The 18,928-nt window shown below is 39.9% G+C and carries 17 protein-coding genes; 5 read left to right on the top strand and 12 right to left on the bottom strand.

Annotation, left to right across the window (positions count from 1 at the left end; genetic code table 11):
• Positions 1–59: 59 nt before the first annotated feature.
• A complete protein-coding gene (locus GBI66_RS19645) occupies positions 60–1,070 on the top strand; it encodes a YafY family protein (RefSeq protein ID WP_151715747.1) in 1,011 nt (336 codons plus the stop codon).
• A gap of 325 nt (positions 1,071–1,395) precedes the next feature.
• On the opposite strand, the gene GBI66_RS08205 is transcribed toward GBI66_RS19645, so the two are convergent.
• From GBI66_RS08205 to GBI66_RS08180, 6 genes are all read right to left on the bottom strand, one after another.
• A complete protein-coding gene (locus GBI66_RS08205; RefSeq protein WP_151715746.1) occupies positions 1,396–1,716 on the bottom strand; it encodes a putative quinol monooxygenase in 321 nt (106 codons plus the stop codon).
• A 74-nt stretch (positions 1,717–1,790) separates the two neighbouring features.
• Entirely contained in the window at positions 1,791–3,110 is a 1,320-nt protein-coding gene (locus tag GBI66_RS08200) for an adenylosuccinate synthase (protein ID WP_004805984.1), read from the bottom strand.
• 58 nt (positions 3,111–3,168) lie between these two features.
• Positions 3,169–4,335 carry an ATP phosphoribosyltransferase regulatory subunit gene (locus tag GBI66_RS08195; RefSeq protein ID WP_151715745.1) on the bottom strand — a complete coding sequence of 389 codons (1,167 nt, stop codon included), beginning with the start codon at positions 4,333–4,335 and terminating at the stop codon, positions 3,169–3,171.
• Between the two features lie 415 nt (positions 4,336–4,750).
• Positions 4,751–5,254, bottom strand: coding sequence for a GNAT family N-acetyltransferase (locus tag GBI66_RS08190; protein ID WP_151715744.1), 504 nt, complete (start codon positions 5,252–5,254; stop codon positions 4,751–4,753).
• Positions 5,255–5,318: 64 nt separating this feature from the next.
• Positions 5,319–5,624 carry a hypothetical protein gene (locus GBI66_RS08185; protein ID WP_151715871.1) on the bottom strand — a complete coding sequence of 102 codons (306 nt, stop codon included), beginning with the start codon at positions 5,622–5,624 and terminating at the stop codon, positions 5,319–5,321.
• Between the two features lie 40 nt (positions 5,625–5,664).
• Entirely contained in the window at positions 5,665–6,690 is a 1,026-nt protein-coding gene (locus GBI66_RS08180) for a type I glyceraldehyde-3-phosphate dehydrogenase (protein ID WP_151715743.1), read from the bottom strand.
• Between the two features lie 257 nt (positions 6,691–6,947).
• Between GBI66_RS08180 and alaS the strand changes: the two genes are divergently transcribed.
• The 3 genes from alaS to csrA all read left to right on the top strand — a co-directional run bounded on the left by alaS (position 6,948) and on the right by csrA (position 11,487).
• Positions 6,948–9,638, top strand: coding sequence for an alanine--tRNA ligase (alaS, locus tag GBI66_RS08175; RefSeq protein ID WP_171494282.1), 2,691 nt, complete (start codon positions 6,948–6,950; stop codon positions 9,636–9,638).
• Between the two features lie 66 nt (positions 9,639–9,704).
• Positions 9,705–10,985, top strand: coding sequence for an aspartate kinase (locus tag GBI66_RS08170; RefSeq protein WP_151715742.1), 1,281 nt, complete (start codon positions 9,705–9,707; stop codon positions 10,983–10,985).
• A gap of 238 nt (positions 10,986–11,223) precedes the next feature.
• A complete protein-coding gene (gene csrA / locus GBI66_RS08165; protein WP_005151969.1) occupies positions 11,224–11,487 on the top strand; it encodes a carbon storage regulator CsrA in 264 nt (87 codons plus the stop codon).
• Between the two features lie 57 nt (positions 11,488–11,544).
• On the opposite strand, the gene rnhB is transcribed toward csrA, so the two are convergent.
• Together rnhB and GBI66_RS08155 are read right to left on the bottom strand one after the other, a co-directional pair.
• Positions 11,545–12,111, bottom strand: coding sequence for a ribonuclease HII (gene rnhB / locus GBI66_RS08160; RefSeq protein ID WP_151715741.1), 567 nt, complete (start codon positions 12,109–12,111; stop codon positions 11,545–11,547).
• Positions 12,112–12,150: 39 nt separating this feature from the next.
• Positions 12,151–12,534 carry a hypothetical protein gene (locus GBI66_RS08155; RefSeq protein ID WP_151715740.1) on the bottom strand — a complete coding sequence of 128 codons (384 nt, stop codon included), beginning with the start codon at positions 12,532–12,534 and terminating at the stop codon, positions 12,151–12,153.
• Positions 12,535–12,757: 223 nt separating this feature from the next.
• Here GBI66_RS08155 and GBI66_RS08150 point away from each other — a divergent pair, with 223 nt between their 5' ends.
• The gene (locus GBI66_RS08150) at positions 12,758–13,312 is read left to right on the top strand and encodes a cytochrome b (protein WP_005189816.1); all 555 of its coding nucleotides are present in this window, start codon (positions 12,758–12,760) and stop codon (positions 13,310–13,312) included.
• Between the two features lie 42 nt (positions 13,313–13,354).
• Here the strand turns inward: GBI66_RS08150 and GBI66_RS08145 are convergent, their stop codons facing one another.
• The 4 genes from GBI66_RS08145 to GBI66_RS08130 form a co-directional block, all read right to left on the bottom strand.
• Positions 13,355–14,353 carry an adenosine deaminase gene (locus GBI66_RS08145; RefSeq protein ID WP_151715739.1) on the bottom strand — a complete coding sequence of 333 codons (999 nt, stop codon included), beginning with the start codon at positions 14,351–14,353 and terminating at the stop codon, positions 13,355–13,357.
• Between the two features lie 115 nt (positions 14,354–14,468).
• Complete coding sequence (locus tag GBI66_RS08140) at positions 14,469–15,788, bottom strand: NCS2 family permease (RefSeq protein ID WP_005189822.1); 1,320 nt, start codon at positions 15,786–15,788, stop codon at positions 14,469–14,471.
• A gap of 327 nt (positions 15,789–16,115) precedes the next feature.
• Positions 16,116–16,301: a hypothetical protein gene (locus GBI66_RS08135; RefSeq protein WP_151715738.1), complete on the bottom strand. Its 186-nt coding sequence runs from the start codon at positions 16,299–16,301 to the stop codon at positions 16,116–16,118.
• Positions 16,302–16,619: 318 nt separating this feature from the next.
• Positions 16,620–18,830, bottom strand: coding sequence for a TonB-dependent siderophore receptor (locus tag GBI66_RS08130; RefSeq protein ID WP_151715737.1), 2,211 nt, complete (start codon positions 18,828–18,830; stop codon positions 16,620–16,622).
• Positions 18,831–18,928 lie beyond the last annotated feature (98 nt).

Genomic DNA, 18,928 nt, shown 5'->3' with positions numbered 1-18,928 from the left:
AATTAAGTATAGTTTTTTTATTGTGTCTGCTTTAGACCATTGAATTATGTATTTCGCTTATGTCATCCATACAAGAAAAAGAAACATCCAATAGCCTTTATCGCCAATGGCAAATCTTATCCCGCCTTTCCACTGGGAAATGGATGGGCACCCGCGAATTACAAGAAATATTAGAACGCGAAGGCATTGATATCAGTCTGCGTACCATTCAGCGTGATTTAAATCAAATTGCTCAGCGTTTCCCAATCGAGAGCAATAAAACCGTGCCACAAGGCTGGCGTTGGCGTTCAGACGCACCAATTCAAAGCTTGCCCCACATGACCAGCTCGCAAGCGGTTACGTTTATGATGGTCGAAGAGCATTTACGTCACTTGCTTCCACCAAGTTTATTAGAAGAAATGACACCTTGGTTTGATTTGGCCAAACGTAGCCTATCGACACAAAATAATGTTCGACAATGGATCAACCGTGTTCGTATTGTACCGGCGACACAACCCTTGATTCCGCCTGTTGTCGACAAACATGCACAACAAGCGATTTATGAAGGTTTATTACAAGACAAACAGATCGAATGTATTTATCGCGCCCGTACCCATCAAGGCGAAGATAAGACCTATATCCTCAATCCACTGGCTTTGGTTCAAAAAGGTGCAGTGATTTATTTAATCTGTACCAGAAATGATAAAACTGAAGTACAAACTTTCGCATTGCACCGCTTTAAAGCAGCAACGGTATTGGAAAGTCGTGCCTTACATCCTGTGAACTTTGAAATTGATAATTATATTGAATCAGGAGCATTGGGTTTCCGTGTTGACTACAGCAAGCCAACCGAACAAATTCATTTAAAACTGACCATGACCGAGAGTACAGCCAAGAGTTTCTACGAAAGCCAGCTGAGTAAGGATCAAATCATCCAACATCTGGAAGAAAATATTGTTGAAGTCTCTGCAACTGTCCCATTTACTTCACAACTGGTGTGGTGGCTGAGAAGTTTTGGTAAGAAAATGCTGAATATTGAACCCGCTGCCGTTTATAACGCAGTGAAAGAGATTGAAGAACAACCCCAATAAAAAAGAGAACCTTTCGGTTCTCTTCGATTTTTTATAAATTTTATTATCAAACACTCAGTATTATTTTTATTCTTTAAATGTTCAAACCAACCTCTCTCCCCGCCTTGATCAAAATTGGTTTGTACCTTTTTAAGCGCTTAGATTTAAATTAACATCGGCACGCTAATTCATAGCCATTGTAGCGGATTCTCTTTTTAGTCATGGTAAAACCCTCTTTGTTTGAACGTAGAATCACTATAACGAGGATTTTTTAGACTGTGAAATAACAAAGATTGGAATCAAAATCTAATTTTTTGCTATCGCTGATCTTTGCGTCAGGATCAACTTATCCATCTTCTTTTTTATCAGATAACAAAACTTCGAAGCGATTCAAATGCGTAAAACGCCCAGCCTGTATTTGATATTGATCAATCTGAGGCACTAATCGCTGGAAATGCTCTGACTGTACATGTAAATCCAGTGCTTCACGATCAACCCATTCTTCGATAAAAACAAAATGCCCTTTCTGTTTATGGTCATGATAAAGATCATAGGCAATGCATCCAGCCTCAGCTTTAGTTTTCTCTATCAGCGCTTGATAAAGTGCTAACACCTCATCAATTTTGTCTGGCTGGATATAGTCTTCAGCAATCAGTTTTATGGTCATTTACCTCGCTCTCCCTAAATATTTCCCATAAAAAAAGCTCTCAAATTTGAGAGCTTTTTTGTCATCAATTCAGCTTATGCTGAAAATGGATGACGCAATACGATTGTTTCTGCACGGTCAGGACCTGTTGAAACGATATCAATTGGGCAACCAATTAAAGTTTCAATACGACGTACATAGGCCAATGCATTTGCAGGAAGTTGATCAATTTGAGTCAAACCAACAGTAGACTCGCTCCAACCCGGCATGGTTTCATAGATCGGTTTCAAGCTTTCAAATGAAATCGCATCAGAAGAACCTGCACAGCCAGAATCTACATCTTCATAACCCACACAGATTTTTACTTCTTCTAAACCATCTAATACATCAAGTTTAGTTAGGCAGATACCCGATAATGAGTTCACGTCAACCGAACGACGTAAGATCTCAGCATCGAACCAACCACAACGACGTTGACGGCCAGTAGACGCACCAAACTCATGACCAACTGTACCTAAGTGACGACCAATCGCATCACCTGTATCTGTTGCTGCATCATAATGCAACTCAGTTGGGAACGGACCAGCACCTACACGTGTTGTATATGCTTTGGTAATACCCAATACATAGTCTAAATGCAATGGACCCATACCTGAACCAGAGCTTACGCCACCAGCAGTAGTATTCGAGCTTGTTACAAATGGATAAGTACCATGATCGATGTCAAGCAATGAACCTTGCGCACCTTCGAACATGATTGCCTTACCTTCTTTGCGGTAATTATGTAATACAGTCGTTACATCAATCACTAATGGAGCAAGAACTTCGCGCCATGCATCACAAAGTGCAAGTACGTCTTCAAACTTAACTTCTTCAACGCCATAGAATTGAGAAAGTTGGAAGTTATGAAGCTCAAGCATTTCCTTGAGTTTTTCTTCAAGTAAAGCACCGCCACGAATCAAATCTGCTACGCGTACAGCACGACGTGCAACTTTGTCTTCGTAAGCTGGGCCAATACCGCGACCAGTTGTACCAATTTTCGCGTTACCACGTTTTTTCTCACGTGCTTGGTCAAGCGCGATGTGGTTTGGCAAAATAAGTGGACAGTTTGGAGAAATACGTAAACGCTCTTTAACAGGTACGCCTTCTTGTTCCAAAATCGCCATTTCTTTAATCAAGGCTTCAGGAGAAAGAACAACACCATTCCCGATTAAGCACAATACGTTTTCACGTAAAATACCTGATGGAATGAGGTGTAATACAGTCTTCTTACCACCTACCACAAGCGTATGGCCTGCGTTGTGTCCGCCTTGATAGCGAACTACCGCAGCCGCTTGATCTGTGAGCAGGTCGACGATTTTACCTTTTCCTTCGTCGCCCCATTGGGTACCAAGTACCACAACATTTTTGCCCATAATAGCCTCATTACATCATGCTGTTAAAATTGGAAACCAAGTCTTAAAAACTTGGCAATTAAATTTTTTCAATCACCCACTGCCCGTTTTGAGACACCAACTGTTGGGTCGCATAAGGCACTGAGCTTAAATCATCATTACCCAACAACTGCACCACACGTGAACCTTTGCCACGTACATCTGCAATTGCATTTAATAAATCTTGATCATTGCCTTTCGGTGCAACCACAGTTTCAATTTCAACAAACTGTGTCGCGCCTAAAGCATATAAGTCACAACTAAATCCAGTTGCTGGACGCGCACGTCCAAAATGCTCACCAATACCATCATAACGACCACCTTGAGCCAGTGGTGCTGCACGATTCGGTGCGTAAATGGCATACATCAAACCTGTATGATAGTGATAGCTGCGTAACTCAACCACATCTATCCCAATGTTCAGATTCGACCAACGTGACTGGATTTGCGCTAATGTAGATTTCAATGCATCTAATGCATTTTTGAAATCCGCATCATTTAAAATATCTTGGCTTAAATGCGTTTCTAGTGCATCGAGGTCACTTGCATAACGACCTAAAGCATAAAAGTCCGCACCCATCGCTAAATCTTGAGTGAATTCTTCTAACTCTGGGAAAGCTTTACGCTGATATAAATCAGAAAGTTCACTTTCGGTATTTTTATTTAAGCCAGCGCGTTTAACCAGACTACGGAATAAACCGACATGGCCTAAATCTAAATGAGCACCCTCTAAAATATGGGTGTGCTCAATTAACGCCAACATGACGTTGATCATTTCAACATCTGCTTCGATGCTGTCATGACCATACAACTCTGCACCTAACTGCAAAGGCGCACGTGTTGCATTGAAATTCTGTGGTTTGGTATGCAAGACTGAACCTGCATAGCAATAACGTGCTACGCCTTCAATTGGTCGAACATGCGCATCTATACGCGCAACTTGCGGCGTCATATCCGCACGCACACCGAGTAAACGGCCAGACAGTTGATCAATAACTTTGAAGGTAACTAAATCTAAATCTTGATTAGATTCTGAAAGTAGCGAGAGCGATTCGATGTATTCAATAAATGGCGTATACACCAATTGATAACCTCGAACTGCGAGGAAATCTAAAGCTTCTCGACGCAAGGTTTCAACAACTTGCGCTTGTTCTGGCAATACATCTGCTACCCCATCAGGGAGCAACCATGTCTCTGAAATGGCCATGTTCCAAACCTAAAATCTGTTCAATGTGGAAGCATCCACACAAAAAGCAACCACATAAAAAAATCGGGTGAATGCCCGATTCAGCGTAGTGTAGCACGAAGATTTCTGTGATGCACCTTCGAATTTGAATAAATCTTTCTTGTTTAATGTCTTATTCACTTAATCACCGAGGTAAAATTAATGAATAGATTCAATAGATTGAAACTAATCACTAAGAGTATAAGTCTATGTTCTTGTCGCTAAGAACTGCCTAACATCTGAACTATTGCCCTGCTTGCAATTGATCAAGTTTGATTTTTACAACATTGATTGCTTGGGAGTTACATGCCAGCCTGCCTTTCCGAAATTCCGAGCCTTTTAAGCAGCGACTACCCAAAATAAATGAAACGCCTTAAGGTCTTGTTGTTAGCTCATATTAAAAAATCACACATTCCATTTTTTGACTTCTTTCACCTGAACTCAGGGCTAAAGATTCCCATTCAGGTATAAACACAAAATCGTGCCTAGTATATAAACAGACTGCTCGCTCGTTTTTGGGAGATACGCTTAATACAATCCTAGAATGACCTTTAGCAACGGCTAAATTCTTAATCGAAGAAATCAGCAGATCGGCTATACCACTACCACGAAACATAGGATTAACCCACATCGCGATCACATTAAATTCATGTACAGCGTTTTGAGTTCCACCAATAACCCCAATTGCCCGATCCCCTTTAATTGCTAAAACATATTGAAATTTAGTCTTTTGAGAGGCACGGTCACGCCATTCTGATTCACTATATTTCTCTGTAGTCGCATAATTAGCAGCGAAAACATCTGGACTATCAAGCAGCGACTCTAAACGAACGGTTTTAAGGATTTTCCAATCCTCCTCTGTGGTAAGACGAACCACCAATTCATCCAAGTTTGGACTCATTCAATACCTCGAACTTATCGCGAATCTGAATTTTTATAAAAGACTCTTAGAGTTAGCTTAATATTTACTCAGTTCCCTTCCCGCCTTTTACTACGATTTCTAGCAAATTCACCATTTCAACATTTTGTTTTTCTAATGCAGCAATATTTGCCACAGTTCGATCTAGAACCTCTTGTTGCACATGCATCTTCTTTGCCAGATCTTGCATGATTTCCAAACTCTTTTTCAGATGTAGCTCTAAATGCACAACTTTTTCTTCAAGTTGCAAAACTTGAACGTCTTGGTTTTGTACTTCTACATTTTTAAACTGCAGCCAGAATAAAAACACAACCGCTGCCAATAAAACCGCTATAAATCCCCAGATCAACATCAATTATTACTCCACATTATTTTTTATATTTTATTAAAAATTAATCACAAAAAGATTCACACAAATCCAGTAAGCGATTTGCATATCCCCATTCATTATCATACCACGCAAAAACTTTCGCTTGATGTCCCACCACCATGGTTTGAGTTAAATCAACGATCAATGAATATGGCGAATGATTAAAGTCACTTGAAACCAGATCTTCATCTGTCACTTGCATGATCTGCGCATAATCATATTGCGCTGCTTTGCTCAAAACCTCATTGACTTTGTGTACTGTAATTGGTGAATGCGAAACAAAACTTAAGTCAATCGCTGCTACATTTATGGTTGGTACGCGAATCGAATAACCATCAATACGATCTTCCATTTTTGGCATGACTTGTTTTAACGCACCTAAGGCACTCGATGTGGTTGGAATAATATTTTGACCTGATGCACGTGCACGACGTAAGTCCCGATGCGCATGATCCAATACCGATTGATCTGCTGTGACCGCATGAATTTCTGTCATTAATGCAGTATCAATACCAAAAGCATCATCAATAATTTTAACCAACGGTACGAGAGCCTGAGTGGTACACGAGACACTAGAAATGATTTGATCTGTGGCCTTTACATCATTGTGATTAACACCATAGACAATCGCAGCATCGACCGAATCAAATGGGGCTGCACCGATAATCACACGCTTCGCGCCTGCCTCAACATGGCGAGTCGCATCAGCACGTGAACGGAACAGACCTGTACATTCCAACACCACATCTATTTTTAAATCTGTCCAAGGTAATAATTCAGGCTGAGCCTGCTTAAAAACCTGTAGTTTTAACTGACGTTGATTGGACTGGATATTGAGAAAAATATGTTCATTTTCAATCTGAATTTGCACTTGCCCAGCAAAACGACCATGTGTGGTATCGTATTTAAATAAATGCACTAGAGTTTGCACATCTGCGATGTCATTAATCGCAACGATTTCAAATTGAAACTGTTTTGGACTTTCAAACCATGCACGTAATACATTTCGACCAATTCGACCAAATCCATTGATAGCGATACGTTGCATGTAGGGTCCTTATTCATAAAAACATCATCTTTTCTATGCTATATGGTAAAACATCAAGCGCATTGTTGAATATAGATTTTTAGCTTAAACACAGTTTTATATGATATTGCTTGTAAAATCGTTGGTGAGGCAGGTATTTTCCGTTATAATTTAGCACTTTTAAAATCTATGCCACGCACTGGGTTCGATTGTAGAACATTAGACACAACGTACCTTGTTGCATATAGCCAAATTCAAAATTATGGAGTGTCTTGGTTGTGAGTACTCGCTTTATGACATCAGCTGAAATCCGTGAAGCATTTTTGCGTTATTTCGAATCGCAAGGGCATACACGTGTCGCTTCGAGTTCTCTCGTTCCCGCCAACGACCCAACTTTGCTGTTTACCAATGCTGGTATGAACCAGTTTAAAGATTGTTTCTTAGGTTTAGAAAAACGCGACTATGTACGTGCTGTTTCGTCACAAAAATGTGTCCGTGCCGGCGGTAAACACAATGACCTCGACAACGTAGGTTACACAGCACGTCATCACACCTTCTTTGAAATGTTAGGTAACTTCTCTTTTGGTGATTATTTCAAACGTGATGCGTTGAAATTTGCTTGGGATTTCTTAACAGGCGAACAATGGTTAGCCCTTCCGAAAGATCGTTTATATGCGACGGTTTATCATACTGATGATGAAGCGTTTGATATCTGGAATAAAGAGATCGGCTTAGACGCAGATCGTATTATTCGTATCGGCGATAACAAAGGTGGAAAATACGCATCAGATAACTTCTGGGCAATGGGTGATACAGGTCCTTGTGGTCCATGTTCTGAAATTTTCTTTGACCATGGTGACCACATCTGGGGTGGTTTACCGGGTACACCAGAAGAAGATGGTGACCGTTTCATCGAAATCTGGAACAACGTTTTCATGCAGTTCAACCGTACTGCGGATGGTGTCATGCACCCTCTTCCAGCACCTTCTGTGGATACAGGTATGGGCTTGGAGCGTATTTCTGCTGTATTGCAACATGTGAATTCAAACTATGAAATTGACCTGTTTCAACATTTATTAAAAGCAGCCGCTGAAATCATTGGTTTAGATACCACTGCAATTGAAGCTGAAGCAAAAGCACAAAATAAACCAGTTGAATATCCAGCATCATTAAAAGTCATTGCTGACCATGCACGTTCATGTTCATTCTTGATTGCTGACGGTGTAAATCCTTCAAATGAAGGTCGTGGTTATGTGTTACGTCGTATCATTCGTCGTGCTGTACGTCATGGTAACAAGTTAGGTGCAACAGGTTCATTCTTCTATAAGATGTTACAACCGCTGATTGAAGTCATGGGTGAAGCATATCCAGAACTTGCAGCGCAGCAAGCACGCATCGAAGCACAACTTCTCAAAGAAGAAGAGCAATTCGCTAAAACACTTGAGCAAGGCTTGAAGTTGTTAGAAGGTGAATTAGCACAACTAAAAGGCAAAGTGATTGCTGGTGAAACCGTATTTAAACTATACGATACTTACGGTTTCCCGACCGACTTAACTGCTGATATCGCACGTGAACGTGATCTTACGATTGACGAAGCTGGCTTCGAAGTTGAAATGGCTGCGCAACGCCAACGTGCTCGTGATGCAGGTAAGTTTGCAGTTGACTACAACAGCATTGTAAAAGTTGAAGGCGAAACTCAATTTGACGGCTATGATGCAACTCAAGGCCAAGGTCAAATTGTTGCAATCTATAAAGATGGCGTTCAGGTTGATGAAATCAACGAAGGTGACGAAGCACTGATCGTATTGAACCAAACCCCTTTCTATGCAGAAAGCGGTGGTCAAATCGGTGACACCGGTATCTTCAAAAACGATACAGGTATTTTCGAAGTTCAAGATACTAAAAAATCTGGTGGTGCTTTTGTCCATCAAGGTATCGTGACCATGGGTAACCTCAAAGCAACTCAAAATGTTGAAGCAACCGTTAAAGCAGATATTCGTGCAGCAACAGCGCGTAATCACTCAGCGACTCACCTTCTCCATGCTGCTTTACGTCAAATTCTTGGTGAGCATGTACAGCAAAAAGGTTCTTTGGTTGCAAGCGACATTTTACGTTTCGACTTTGCCAATGACCAACCTGTTTCGTTTGAGCAATTGCAACAGATTGAACGTTTAGTCAATGCCGAAGTCATTGCGAACAGTCCTGTAACGACTGAATTACTTGATATTGAGTCAGCAAAAGCCAAAGGCGCAATGATGCTATTTGGTGAGAAGTATGGCGAGGAAGTTCGCGTACTTTCTATGGGTTCTATTATTGAAGAGAAAAACTTCTCTATCGAACTTTGTGGTGGTATTCACGTTAAGCGTACGGGCGATATTGGTTTATTTAAAATCACTTCTGAAGGTGGTGTAGCTGCGGGTGTTCGCCGTATTGAAGCCGTGACTGGCACTAAAGCACTTGAAGTGGTTCAAAAAGCAGAAACAGATATCCAAATCATTAACGGTTTGTTGAAAGCTCAAAAAGACCAAACTGTAGAGAAAGTTGAAGCAATTGTTGAAACTGCTTCTAGCCTACAAAAGCAAATCGAACAATTGAATCAAAAATTAGCCAGCTTCCAAGCGGCTGAACTTTTAGATCAAGTGAAAGAAATCGCAGGCCGTCAAACGCTTATCACATCGGTAAAAGGTTTAGATGCCAAATCATTACGCAATCTTCATGACAGCGTAAAATCAAAATTAGAAGATGCAGTCATTATTTTAGCTGGTGTTGAAGGTGATAAAGTGAGTTTAATCGCTTCCGTCGCTAAACAATACGCTGCAACTCTAAAAGCAGGTGACATCATCAAACACTTAGCTCAAGAGCTTGGTGGTAAAGGTGGTGGTAAACCTGACTTAGCACAAGGTGGCGCGCCACTTAACGAGAAGTTTGATCAAGTGATCGCAGCATTACCTGCTTGGCTTGAGCAATAATAAAGACTTCACTTTTGTGTAACTGACCCTGATGCCTCTCAGGGTCATGGCTTATATGGAACAACTATGGCTTTAATCGTTCAAAAATATGGCGGTACCTCTATGGGTACTCCTGAGCGCATTTTAAATGTTGCTCATCGTGTCAAGCGTTGGCATGATCATGGTCACAAGGTGGTCGTGGTTGTATCAGCAATGAGTGGTGAAACCAACCGCTTACTTGCGCTTGCCAAAGCCATTACTAGCACCCCTGACCCACGTGAATTAGATCAAATGGTGTCAACGGGTGAACAAGTAACGATTTCCATGTTAGCGATGGCACTGAATTCAATTGGTGTAGAAGCTAAATCATATACTGGTCGTCAAGTTGGTATTAAAACTGACAGCGCGTTTACCAAAGCACGTATCGAGTCGATTGATACAGATGTGATGAGCAATGATTTAGACGCAGGTCGCGTCATTGTTGTTGCAGGTTTCCAAGGTTTTGATGCCAATGGCAATATCACAACCTTAGGTCGTGGCGGTTCAGATACCTCTGGTGTTGCACTTGCAGCAGCTTTGAAAGCCGATGAGTGTCAAATCTATACCGATGTTGATGGTGTTTACACTACCGACCCACGTGTTGCGCCAAAAGCGAAGAAAATTGACCGTATCTCTTTTGAAGAAATGCTTGAAATGGCATCATTGGGTTCAAAAGTTTTACAAATTCGCTCTGTTGAATTCGCAGGCAAGTATCAAGTTCCATTACGCGTATTATCAAGTTTTGATAATGATGACGATGGCGCATTTGATGAAGATTTCAAACAAAACGTAGGCACACTAATTACGACTGAGGCAGAAGACGACATGGAACAACCAATCATCGCAGGTATTGCATTTAACCGTGACGAAGCAAAATTAACAATTTTGGGTGTTCCTGACGAACCAGGTATTGCCTCTAAAATCTTGTCACCAATCAGTGATGCAAACATTGAAGTGGATATGATAATCCAAAATGTTGAAGAAGATGGCACAACTGATTTTACTTTTACTGTAAATCGTAATGACTTGGCAAAAGCAAAAGCGATTTTAGAGCAAACAGCCAACAGCATCGAAGGTTGTGAAGTTGTGACGCGTGATGACATCGTAAAAGTGTCTATCGTTGGTGTAGGTATGCGTTCTCATGCTGGTGTAGCAAGCAAAATGTTTACCGCATTGGCTGATGAAAGCATTAATATTCTCATGATTTCTACATCAGAAATTAAGATTTCTGTGATCATTGAAGAAAATTACTTAGAGCTAGCAGTTCGTTGTTTACATACAGCTTTTGGTTTAGATCGTGAACACGGCGAAAGCAGTGTACGTGCTTAATTAATAGCTGCTTAAACATATTTACTCGCAAGTAAATAAGAAAAAAAACAGAGCCACTATAGTTTTTTTTATAGTGGCTCTGTTATATTAAGCCTTGAGGTTGTAAAGATGATTCTCACAGAACTTACGAAAAAAAATGTTTTTTACATATTTCTGTTAGAATTTTCTGTATATTAAGCTGTGCTTTCGAACAATGAATTCCCTGTCGCAAGTTTAAGCGTTTAGCAAGGAGATAAACATGCTGATTCTGACCCGTCGTGTCGGAGAAACATTAATGATTGGGGATCAAGTCAGTGTTACTGTGCTTGGCGTAAAAGGCAATCAGGTGCGTATTGGTGTAAATGCTCCAAAAGAAGTTTCTGTGCATCGTGAGGAAATTTACCAACGTATCCAACATGAACGTGCCATGCATGAGCATCTGCAACATCTTGATCAAGATTTTCAACATTCTTTTGAAGAAGATAATAACGATTTTCCTCGAAATAATAACTTCAATCGTTAATACCCAGTATTCTTCTCCAAAAATTAAAGCGACTATTCTTAGTCGCTTTAATTGTTTTTATAGGCCTAAAGCTTTCTTTACAGGTCCATAGCTACGACGGTGTTGATCAATTACACCATGGGCCGCAATCGCCTCAAAATGTGCTTTGGTTGGATACCCCTTATGTTTAGCAAAACCATAATCAGGGTATTGCTGATCCAACTCATACATCTGCCGATCACGTGTAACTTTCGCCAAAATACTGGCAGCGCTAATCTCTGCATGGCTGGCATCGCCACCAACAATTGCTTCACAAGGAATAGTGATGCCCTTTGGAACCTGATTACCATCAACAATTACTTTTACAGGTTGAGTATTTAATGCCTCAACTGCACGACGCATCGCAAGGAAAGTCGCTTGTAAAATATTAAACTCATCGATTTCAGCATGTGTTGCTTCGGCAATCGACCAAGCCAAAGCTTTTTCCTGAATCTCTAAAAACAGTTTTTCCCGTCTTTTTTCAGTCAGTTTTTTAGAATCGTTTAAACCCTCAATCGGATTGTTCGGATCTAAAATAACTGCAGCAGCAACTACAGAACCCACCAAAGGTCCGCGCCCTGCCTCATCTACACCAGCAACTCTCATAAAAAATCTCTAAAGGCTGATGACTCAGCCTTATCTTATTTAACCTGCTTTCTTGAATGTTTCAGCTACACAAGCATTTACAGTTTGAGAAACCACTTGAGTCACAATCGTCGCACGTGCTGTTGGATCAATTGCAGCTGTTGCTAATTCAACGCCTGTTACGCTGTTTAGTGCTTTTTCACTGACACAGCCACAAACTTCAGTTTGGATATTTTCACGCTGTTCAGCTGTCATTACACGTGTAGCCGTTTTCCATGCTGGCAGCGTATTAATTTCATTAATACATTTTGCATTTACAGCAACTTTTAATGCTGCCATACCCAACTGCTGTGAAGTTGTACCCATTGAGTTATTTCCATCTGGGGTAACACAACCTGTTAAAGCTAAAACAACAGGGGCAACAATAAGTACCAACTTTTTCATAATTTCTATCCTGTATCTAAATTTTGGCAGGCGTATTGTGCCTAAATGACGCCTTTTATGATATGACTCAGCTTCATCTTTACATAATTAAACAATGATAAATGATTTAGACAGCTATGAACGTTCTACACATAAAACGCTCCGTTACACTTCCGATATATGCGAAATAAAAAGCGCTAACTAGAATTAAAAAATCTATCTATAACAAAGCCAGGATGTTGCAATGCCAACCTCAGCACAATATTACACGCGTACGGCACAAGTTATACATTGGCTCATGGCTGCAATTTTTATCGCTGCTTGGCTGATTGGCTTTTACAGTGGCAACTTTCTCAGCTATGACGTCGATGGTAGCTTCAAGGGAACTGTGATTACCCTACATAAAAATATAGCCACCACTATTATTTTCTTAGTGGTTATCCGTATTTTTTGGCGCTATACCCACCCTGCACCAGAGTTACCAGACACCATGTCACCAACAATGAAAATGTTGGCGCATGTTGGACATTTATTCCTTTATTTAATGCTATTAGCACTGCCAATTACTGGCTGCTTATTTAGTTGGAGTGCTGGACACCCTGCTCCAGTATTATACTTATTTGAAATTCCACGCTTAGTACAAGACAATCCAGAGTTACTGGCAATTGTTAAACCGCTACATATTTACTTATCATGGTTTGCAGGCCTTCTTGTTGCTGGACATGCTTTGGCTGCAATTAAACATCACCTGATTGATAAAGATAATGTCTTGCTCAGTATGCTACGTCAGCCCAAATAATTCTTAAGATATAAAAAAACCGCTTTACGCGGTTTTTTTAATTTAGATCTTTTTCACTTCTGCAATCCACTTTTGCTTTTCTTCATCCGAAATGAATGAAGCTTCAAAAGAATTAATTGCCAGTTGCTTTAATTCATCATTGCTTAAATCTAAAGCTTGCTGAATCGCCACAAAGTTATCATTCATATAACCACCGAAATATGAAGGATCATCTGAGTTCACAGTAACATGTACGCCCTGCTGCAATAAACGGCGGATGTTGTGCTCACCCATGTCTTTTACAACACAAAGCTTTAAGTTACTTAAAGGACAAACTGTTAAAGGCATTTTCTCAGCGATTAAACGCGCCATTAAGCGTTCATCTTCTTCAGAACGTACACCATGATCAATACGGTTTACTTTTAACAAGTCTAAAGCTTCCCAGATATACTCTGGTGGACCTTCTTCACCCGCATGTGCCACGATCAAGAAACCAGCTTCACGTGCTTTAGCAAATACACGCTCAAATTTTGCTGGAGGATGTCCAACTTCACTTGAGTCTAAACCAATCGCAATAATGTCATCTTTGAATGGCAATGCTTGTTCAAGTGTTTCAAATGCTTTTTCTTCGCTTAAATGACGCAAGAAACACATGATCAACTGAGAACTAATTCCAAGCTTTTCTTGCGCATCTGTACAGGCACGTTTCAAACCAGCCAATACAGTTGCAAACTCAACCCCACGCTCAGTATGCGTTTGCGGATCGAAGAACATTTCGGTATGTACCACACGGTCTTCAGCACATTTTTCAAAATATGCCCAAGCAAGATCATAAAAATCTTGTTCAAGCACTAGCACATTTGCGCCCGCATAATAAATATCTAAGAAAGATTGAAGATTATGGAAGTTATAGGCTTGCTTCACTTCTTCAACCGACTGATAAGGAATTTGAATCTGATTACGCTGTGCAATTGCAAACATCAGTTCTGGTTCAAAAGTCCCTTCAATATGCACATGCAATTCGGCTTTGGGTAAAGCACGAATCAGCTCGATTTGATTCATATTAACTCCACGTCTAAAGAAAAAAGGGTGTTATCGAAATAACGCCCCTTTAGGCTCTCTTCACAATGAGCTGCAAACACATACAGCTCAAGAAGAAAATGATAAAAGAATTTGCTTAGCCGCCAAATGCAACAAACTTGAATACCCACAGTGCCGCAATAATCCAGACCATATAAGGAACTGTCTTTGCTTTTCCTGTCAGTAATTTAACCAATGCATAGCTGATAAAGCCCATCGCGATACCATCTGCAATTGAATAGGTAAATGGCATAAACACGATAGTTAAAAATGCAGGAACAGCTTCAGTAATATCATCCCAATCGATATGTGTGATCCCTTGGATCATCAACACACCAATGAATAACAATGCAGGCGCTGTCGCAAAACCTGGAACAGACTGGGCCAATGGAGCCAAGAACAAGCAACCAATAAACAAGAATGCAACAACGACTGCAGTTAAACCCGTACGTCCACCTGCTGCAACACCTGAAGCTGATTCAATATAAGGTGTAGTTGACGATGTACCTAAAGCAGCACCCGCTACGATTGCAGTTGAGTCTGCAAATAGTGCTTTTTTCAAGCGTGGTAATTTACCATCTTGAAGCAGACCTGCACGATGCGACACCCCCACTAGAGTCCCTGTACTATCAAATAAATCGACAATAAAGAAGACGAAAATCACCCCGACCATACTGGCAGTAAATAGACCTTCAAAGTCCATTTGCATAAAAGTTGGTGCTAAAGAAGGAACTTGACCAACAACGCCCTTAAACTCATTTAAGCCCATTGCAGTTGCAATCCCAGTCACAACCAAAATACTGAGAATGATCGCACCACGTACTTTAAACTGATGCAAAACTACAATCATTAAAAAGCCGAACAATGCCAACAATACTGTAGGTTGCTTGATATCGCCTAGGCCCACCAAAGTCGCTGGATTATCAACAATAATGCCTGCATTTTTAAGTGCAATTAATGCGAGGAATAAACCAATACCACCGCCAATTGCAAACTTAAGTGACATTGGAATCGCATTGACAATCGCTTCACGAATTTTAAAGAAGCTAATCGCAAGGAATACCAAACCTGACACAAAAACTGCAGCGAGAGCAGTTTGCCAAGGTACGCCCATACCTAAACAGACGGAATAGGTAAAATAAGCATTTAAGCCCATACCAGGTGCAAGTGCGATTGGGTAGTTCGCAATAATCCCCATGACCAAACACCCAATTGCCGCAGCCAAACAGGTTGCAACAAAAACAGCACCATGATCCATGCCAGTTTCAGAGAGAATGAGTGGGTTTACAATGATGATGTAACACATCGTTAAAAATGTAGTTACACCTGCTAGAACTTCCGTTCTAAAGTTGGTTTTGTTCTCGCTCAACTTAAATAAGCGTTCTAACAAACCAGCCGAAGCATTAGGCGTTGTCATAACATAGCACCTGTTGAAATCTAAGATCGTAGAATGTGAAATCTATACGTTTGTGTTTGCAATCTTTTTTGAATGTACACAAAAAGGTATACAAGGCTAAAAGCAATCTATATGCCAGCTTTGCACTTGTTACACGAGGATATGTATAAATTCGATTCCGATATCAAAACGTAAAAAGCCGCATATCAACATGCAGCTTTTTATTTAATGGTAAATATTTTAACAGATTCTATTCAAAACTTGAGTACCACAATACAAAAAAAGCGCATTTGATGCCCGATCTCGGATGATTGGAGCAATATGCCATACCGTATAAACCTAAAAGCACTAGTTACTACGCTGATAGGAGGACAAATGCGTATGCGGATTGTGCTGTATCGTGTTCAAGCTGTTTTCAGCATCTTGAACAATTTTCATCAACTCTTGACGTTTCTTTGCTTGGGCATCGACATAAGCCACATAACCCAAAATAAATATAGAGAAAGCCAAGACGATCACAATTTTAATCTTCATTATTATTATCTCTATTATAAAGTTTTCTTTAATGCTAACAAAAAAGACTGAAAATGAGAACAAAAATGCATATTAAAATCACAAATGATAACTACATCACAATTATATAGTTATTCTAATAAGTTTTTTGCTCAATTTTCACTCAATCAAATATTAGAATATTCCAGTTTTTTTAGCAATGACATTTTATATAATTCAATAAGATAGATTAAATTTACATCTTTAAAATAGAAAAAAGCTTCATTTTCAGTACTTAAAACAAAAAAGCACTTTTACCTAAGTAAAAGTGCTCATCTTTACATTGATGCTTTTTAGGGGTTAGAACTGATAGTTCAAACGCACCAAGAAGTTGCGTGGTGTGCCTGGCATAGACGGATCTCTCCAGTATTCTTTATCCGTAATATTGTTTACAGCAACTGTTGCCCCCCAACGTTCATCTTTATAACCAATAGCGGCATCTAAACGTGTCCAACCTTCAATTTTCGCTGTGTTCGCATCATTTGTATAGAAAGATCCGACATATGTTGCACCAAGCTCTCCATAAACTTTTTCAGTAGGCAAATAACGAACAAATAAATTACCAGTATTTTCAGATACCCTTGCCAACTGATTGTCTTTCAAACGAGATGCCTCAGGCACATTGCTACGAACATCTTTAGTCCATTTAGCATCCGTATAGCCATAACCACCACGAACAAATAAATTATCCATCACTCGGCCAATAAAACTAAACTCTAACCCTTTTGAACGCTGTTGTTGACCAACGTCCCATTGTTCAGGATGCTTAACTTCATCAGGACGATAGCGAATATTGTTTTTTGTAATATCATAAATAGAGAATTGCGTATTTAATCGGTCATTTAACCAATCACTTTTAACCCCAATTTCATACTGTTCATTGTATTGTGGCTCAGCATCGTAAACACCAGGGCTTTGAGTTGGATCAATACTAATCATTCCTCGACCACCATATGGTGCAAAGCTCTTGCTATAAGAAGCATAAAAACTTTGGCTCTCAATAGGCTGCCACACAAATCCCATATTCGGGCTAAAAGTTTCACCATCATATGACTGCTTCTTATCGGTCATCATATTATGTGTTTTAAACTCAAATTGATCGTAGCGTGCTCCAAGCATCATTTTAATAGTTTGAGTTAAACTTACTAAGTCCTGAATAAAAATAGCTTTATTTTCTGCATTATGTTGACTATAAGACGTCATTGGTGTCCGACCAGCCGTCTGACTAAATAACGGAGATGCATAATTATCATTAGGATTATACGGGTTAATATATCCGTAATATTTACCTGCATATTGACCGCTAGAATAGTTCCCTAATTTTGGATCTCGATCTTCATGAGTCCAATCACTCCCCACCATGATATTGTGTTCAAATACACCCGTTTGGAATTTACCTGTAATATCAAAGGTATTCATTACGGTTTTATTCATAGTTTCTTGCCAAGCATAGCTTTGACGAAGATAACCATTCCAATCACACTTCTCTGGCTTGCTTGCTAAAGTCAAATTATTATCGCAATAGGTTCCACCAAAGAAATTATCAAAGTTTTGATATGCTTGGCGATAACTCGCAGCCCAATGGAACTTCCAATCTGGTGCAAATTCATATTTCACATCAGTACGAATTGTTTGTAATTCATCTTCAATAAAATCTGAACTACGTGCAAAAGCATTTTTAATAGGAACGCCTTTTGGCAGACTTTCATAAGTAGGACCACGATCAGGCGTACGCTCTAATTTGTCGAAAGTATATTGAGTTGTCCAAAGTAACTTCTCGTCATCACTACGATAGGTCACACTTGGAGAAATCATTTCGATTTGTGAACCAATACCAGTACGAAAGCTATTGGTGTCAGCTTTTTCGCCAGTTAGACGAATAGCCCAATTATCTGTAAGAACCTGATTAAAATCTAAGGTGCCACCGATATTTTCATATGACCCTGCATAGACCCCAACTGAACTTTTAGAGTCAAAATTAGCGAACTTGGTCACCATATTGATCACACCACCGCCAGCACCTCGTCCATAAAGTACGGAAGCAGGACCTTTTAAAATCTCGATACGTTCTACATTGGCTGTACTACGACGCAATTGTCCACTTTCACGAACACCATCACGATAGATATCACCTTCGTCCGCTTTAAAACCACGCAAGCTGATACCATCACCACGCGTATCATAATTTGTAGATACACCTGGTGTCCCCTGCAACATGACACTTAAGTCATTTGCCCCATAAATTTTATATTTCTGCACATCAATGGTATCGACAGTCTGTGGAATATCTTTTTTCTTAAGACCATTGCGCGTCACACTTGCTTGATCATAGTCAATATAACTTTTGATCGGATCAAGCTCGCTCATTGCTTCAATCTTGATGGTTGGCATCACTGCTGTTGGCGCAGTTGCCTCATTGGCAAAAGCATACTGTGCTTGCAACAGCATCATGGTTAACAAGCTAAATTTGAAAATAGGCTTGTGATGCATATTCAAAGGTAAAGAACTCATAAAATTTCTCAAAAAAACTCAGACAAATATTAAAAAAATATTAAAAATAAAAAAACACTACAATTTTAATAAAAATCATTCTCATTTTCACCAACTTT

Origin of the sequence: Acinetobacter sp. TUM15071 (assembly GCF_008980925.1) — a bacterium.
Taxonomy (GTDB): domain Bacteria; phylum Pseudomonadota; class Gammaproteobacteria; order Pseudomonadales; family Moraxellaceae; genus Acinetobacter; species Acinetobacter dispersus.
Note: the sequence above shows the minus strand (reverse complement) of the source record. Positions and strands in the feature narration are given on the sequence as shown.

Bases quoted from the DNA above. Each gene is read 5' to 3' on its own strand.
- GBI66_RS08190 (WP_151715744.1), bottom strand. From the start codon at position 5,254: ATGAGTCCAAACTTGGATGAATTGGTGGTTCGTCTTACCACAGAGGAG.
- GBI66_RS08180 (WP_151715743.1), bottom strand. From the start codon at position 6,690: ATGCAACGTATCGCTATCAATGGATTTGGTCGAATTGGTCGAAATGTA.
- GBI66_RS08155 (WP_151715740.1), bottom strand. From the start codon at position 12,534: ATGAAAAAGTTGGTACTTATTGTTGCCCCTGTTGTTTTAGCTTTAACA.
- GBI66_RS08140 (WP_005189822.1), bottom strand. From the start codon at position 15,788: ATGACAACGCCTAATGCTTCGGCTGGTTTGTTAGAACGCTTATTTAAG.
- GBI66_RS08170 (WP_151715742.1), top strand. From the start codon at position 9,705: ATGGCTTTAATCGTTCAAAAATATGGCGGTACCTCTATGGGTACTCCT.
- GBI66_RS08200 (WP_004805984.1), bottom strand. From the start codon at position 3,110: ATGGGCAAAAATGTTGTGGTACTTGGTACCCAATGGGGCGACGAAGGA.
- GBI66_RS08135 (WP_151715738.1), bottom strand. From the start codon at position 16,301: ATGAAGATTAAAATTGTGATCGTCTTGGCTTTCTCTATATTTATTTTG.
- csrA (WP_005151969.1), top strand. From the start codon at position 11,224: ATGCTGATTCTGACCCGTCGTGTCGGAGAAACATTAATGATTGGGGAT.
- GBI66_RS08150 (WP_005189816.1), top strand. From the start codon at position 12,758: ATGCCAACCTCAGCACAATATTACACGCGTACGGCACAAGTTATACAT.
- GBI66_RS08145 (WP_151715739.1), bottom strand. From the start codon at position 14,353: ATGAATCAAATCGAGCTGATTCGTGCTTTACCCAAAGCCGAATTGCAT.
- GBI66_RS08185 (WP_151715871.1), bottom strand. From the start codon at position 5,624: ATGTTGATCTGGGGATTTATAGCGGTTTTATTGGCAGCGGTTGTGTTT.
- rnhB (WP_151715741.1), bottom strand. From the start codon at position 12,111: ATGAGAGTTGCTGGTGTAGATGAGGCAGGGCGCGGACCTTTGGTGGGT.
- GBI66_RS19645 (WP_151715747.1), top strand. From the start codon at position 60: ATGTCATCCATACAAGAAAAAGAAACATCCAATAGCCTTTATCGCCAA.
- GBI66_RS08205 (WP_151715746.1), bottom strand. From the start codon at position 1,716: ATGACCATAAAACTGATTGCTGAAGACTATATCCAGCCAGACAAAATT.
- GBI66_RS08195 (WP_151715745.1), bottom strand. From the start codon at position 4,335: ATGGCCATTTCAGAGACATGGTTGCTCCCTGATGGGGTAGCAGATGTA.
- GBI66_RS08130 (WP_151715737.1), bottom strand. From the start codon at position 18,830: ATGAGTTCTTTACCTTTGAATATGCATCACAAGCCTATTTTCAAATTT.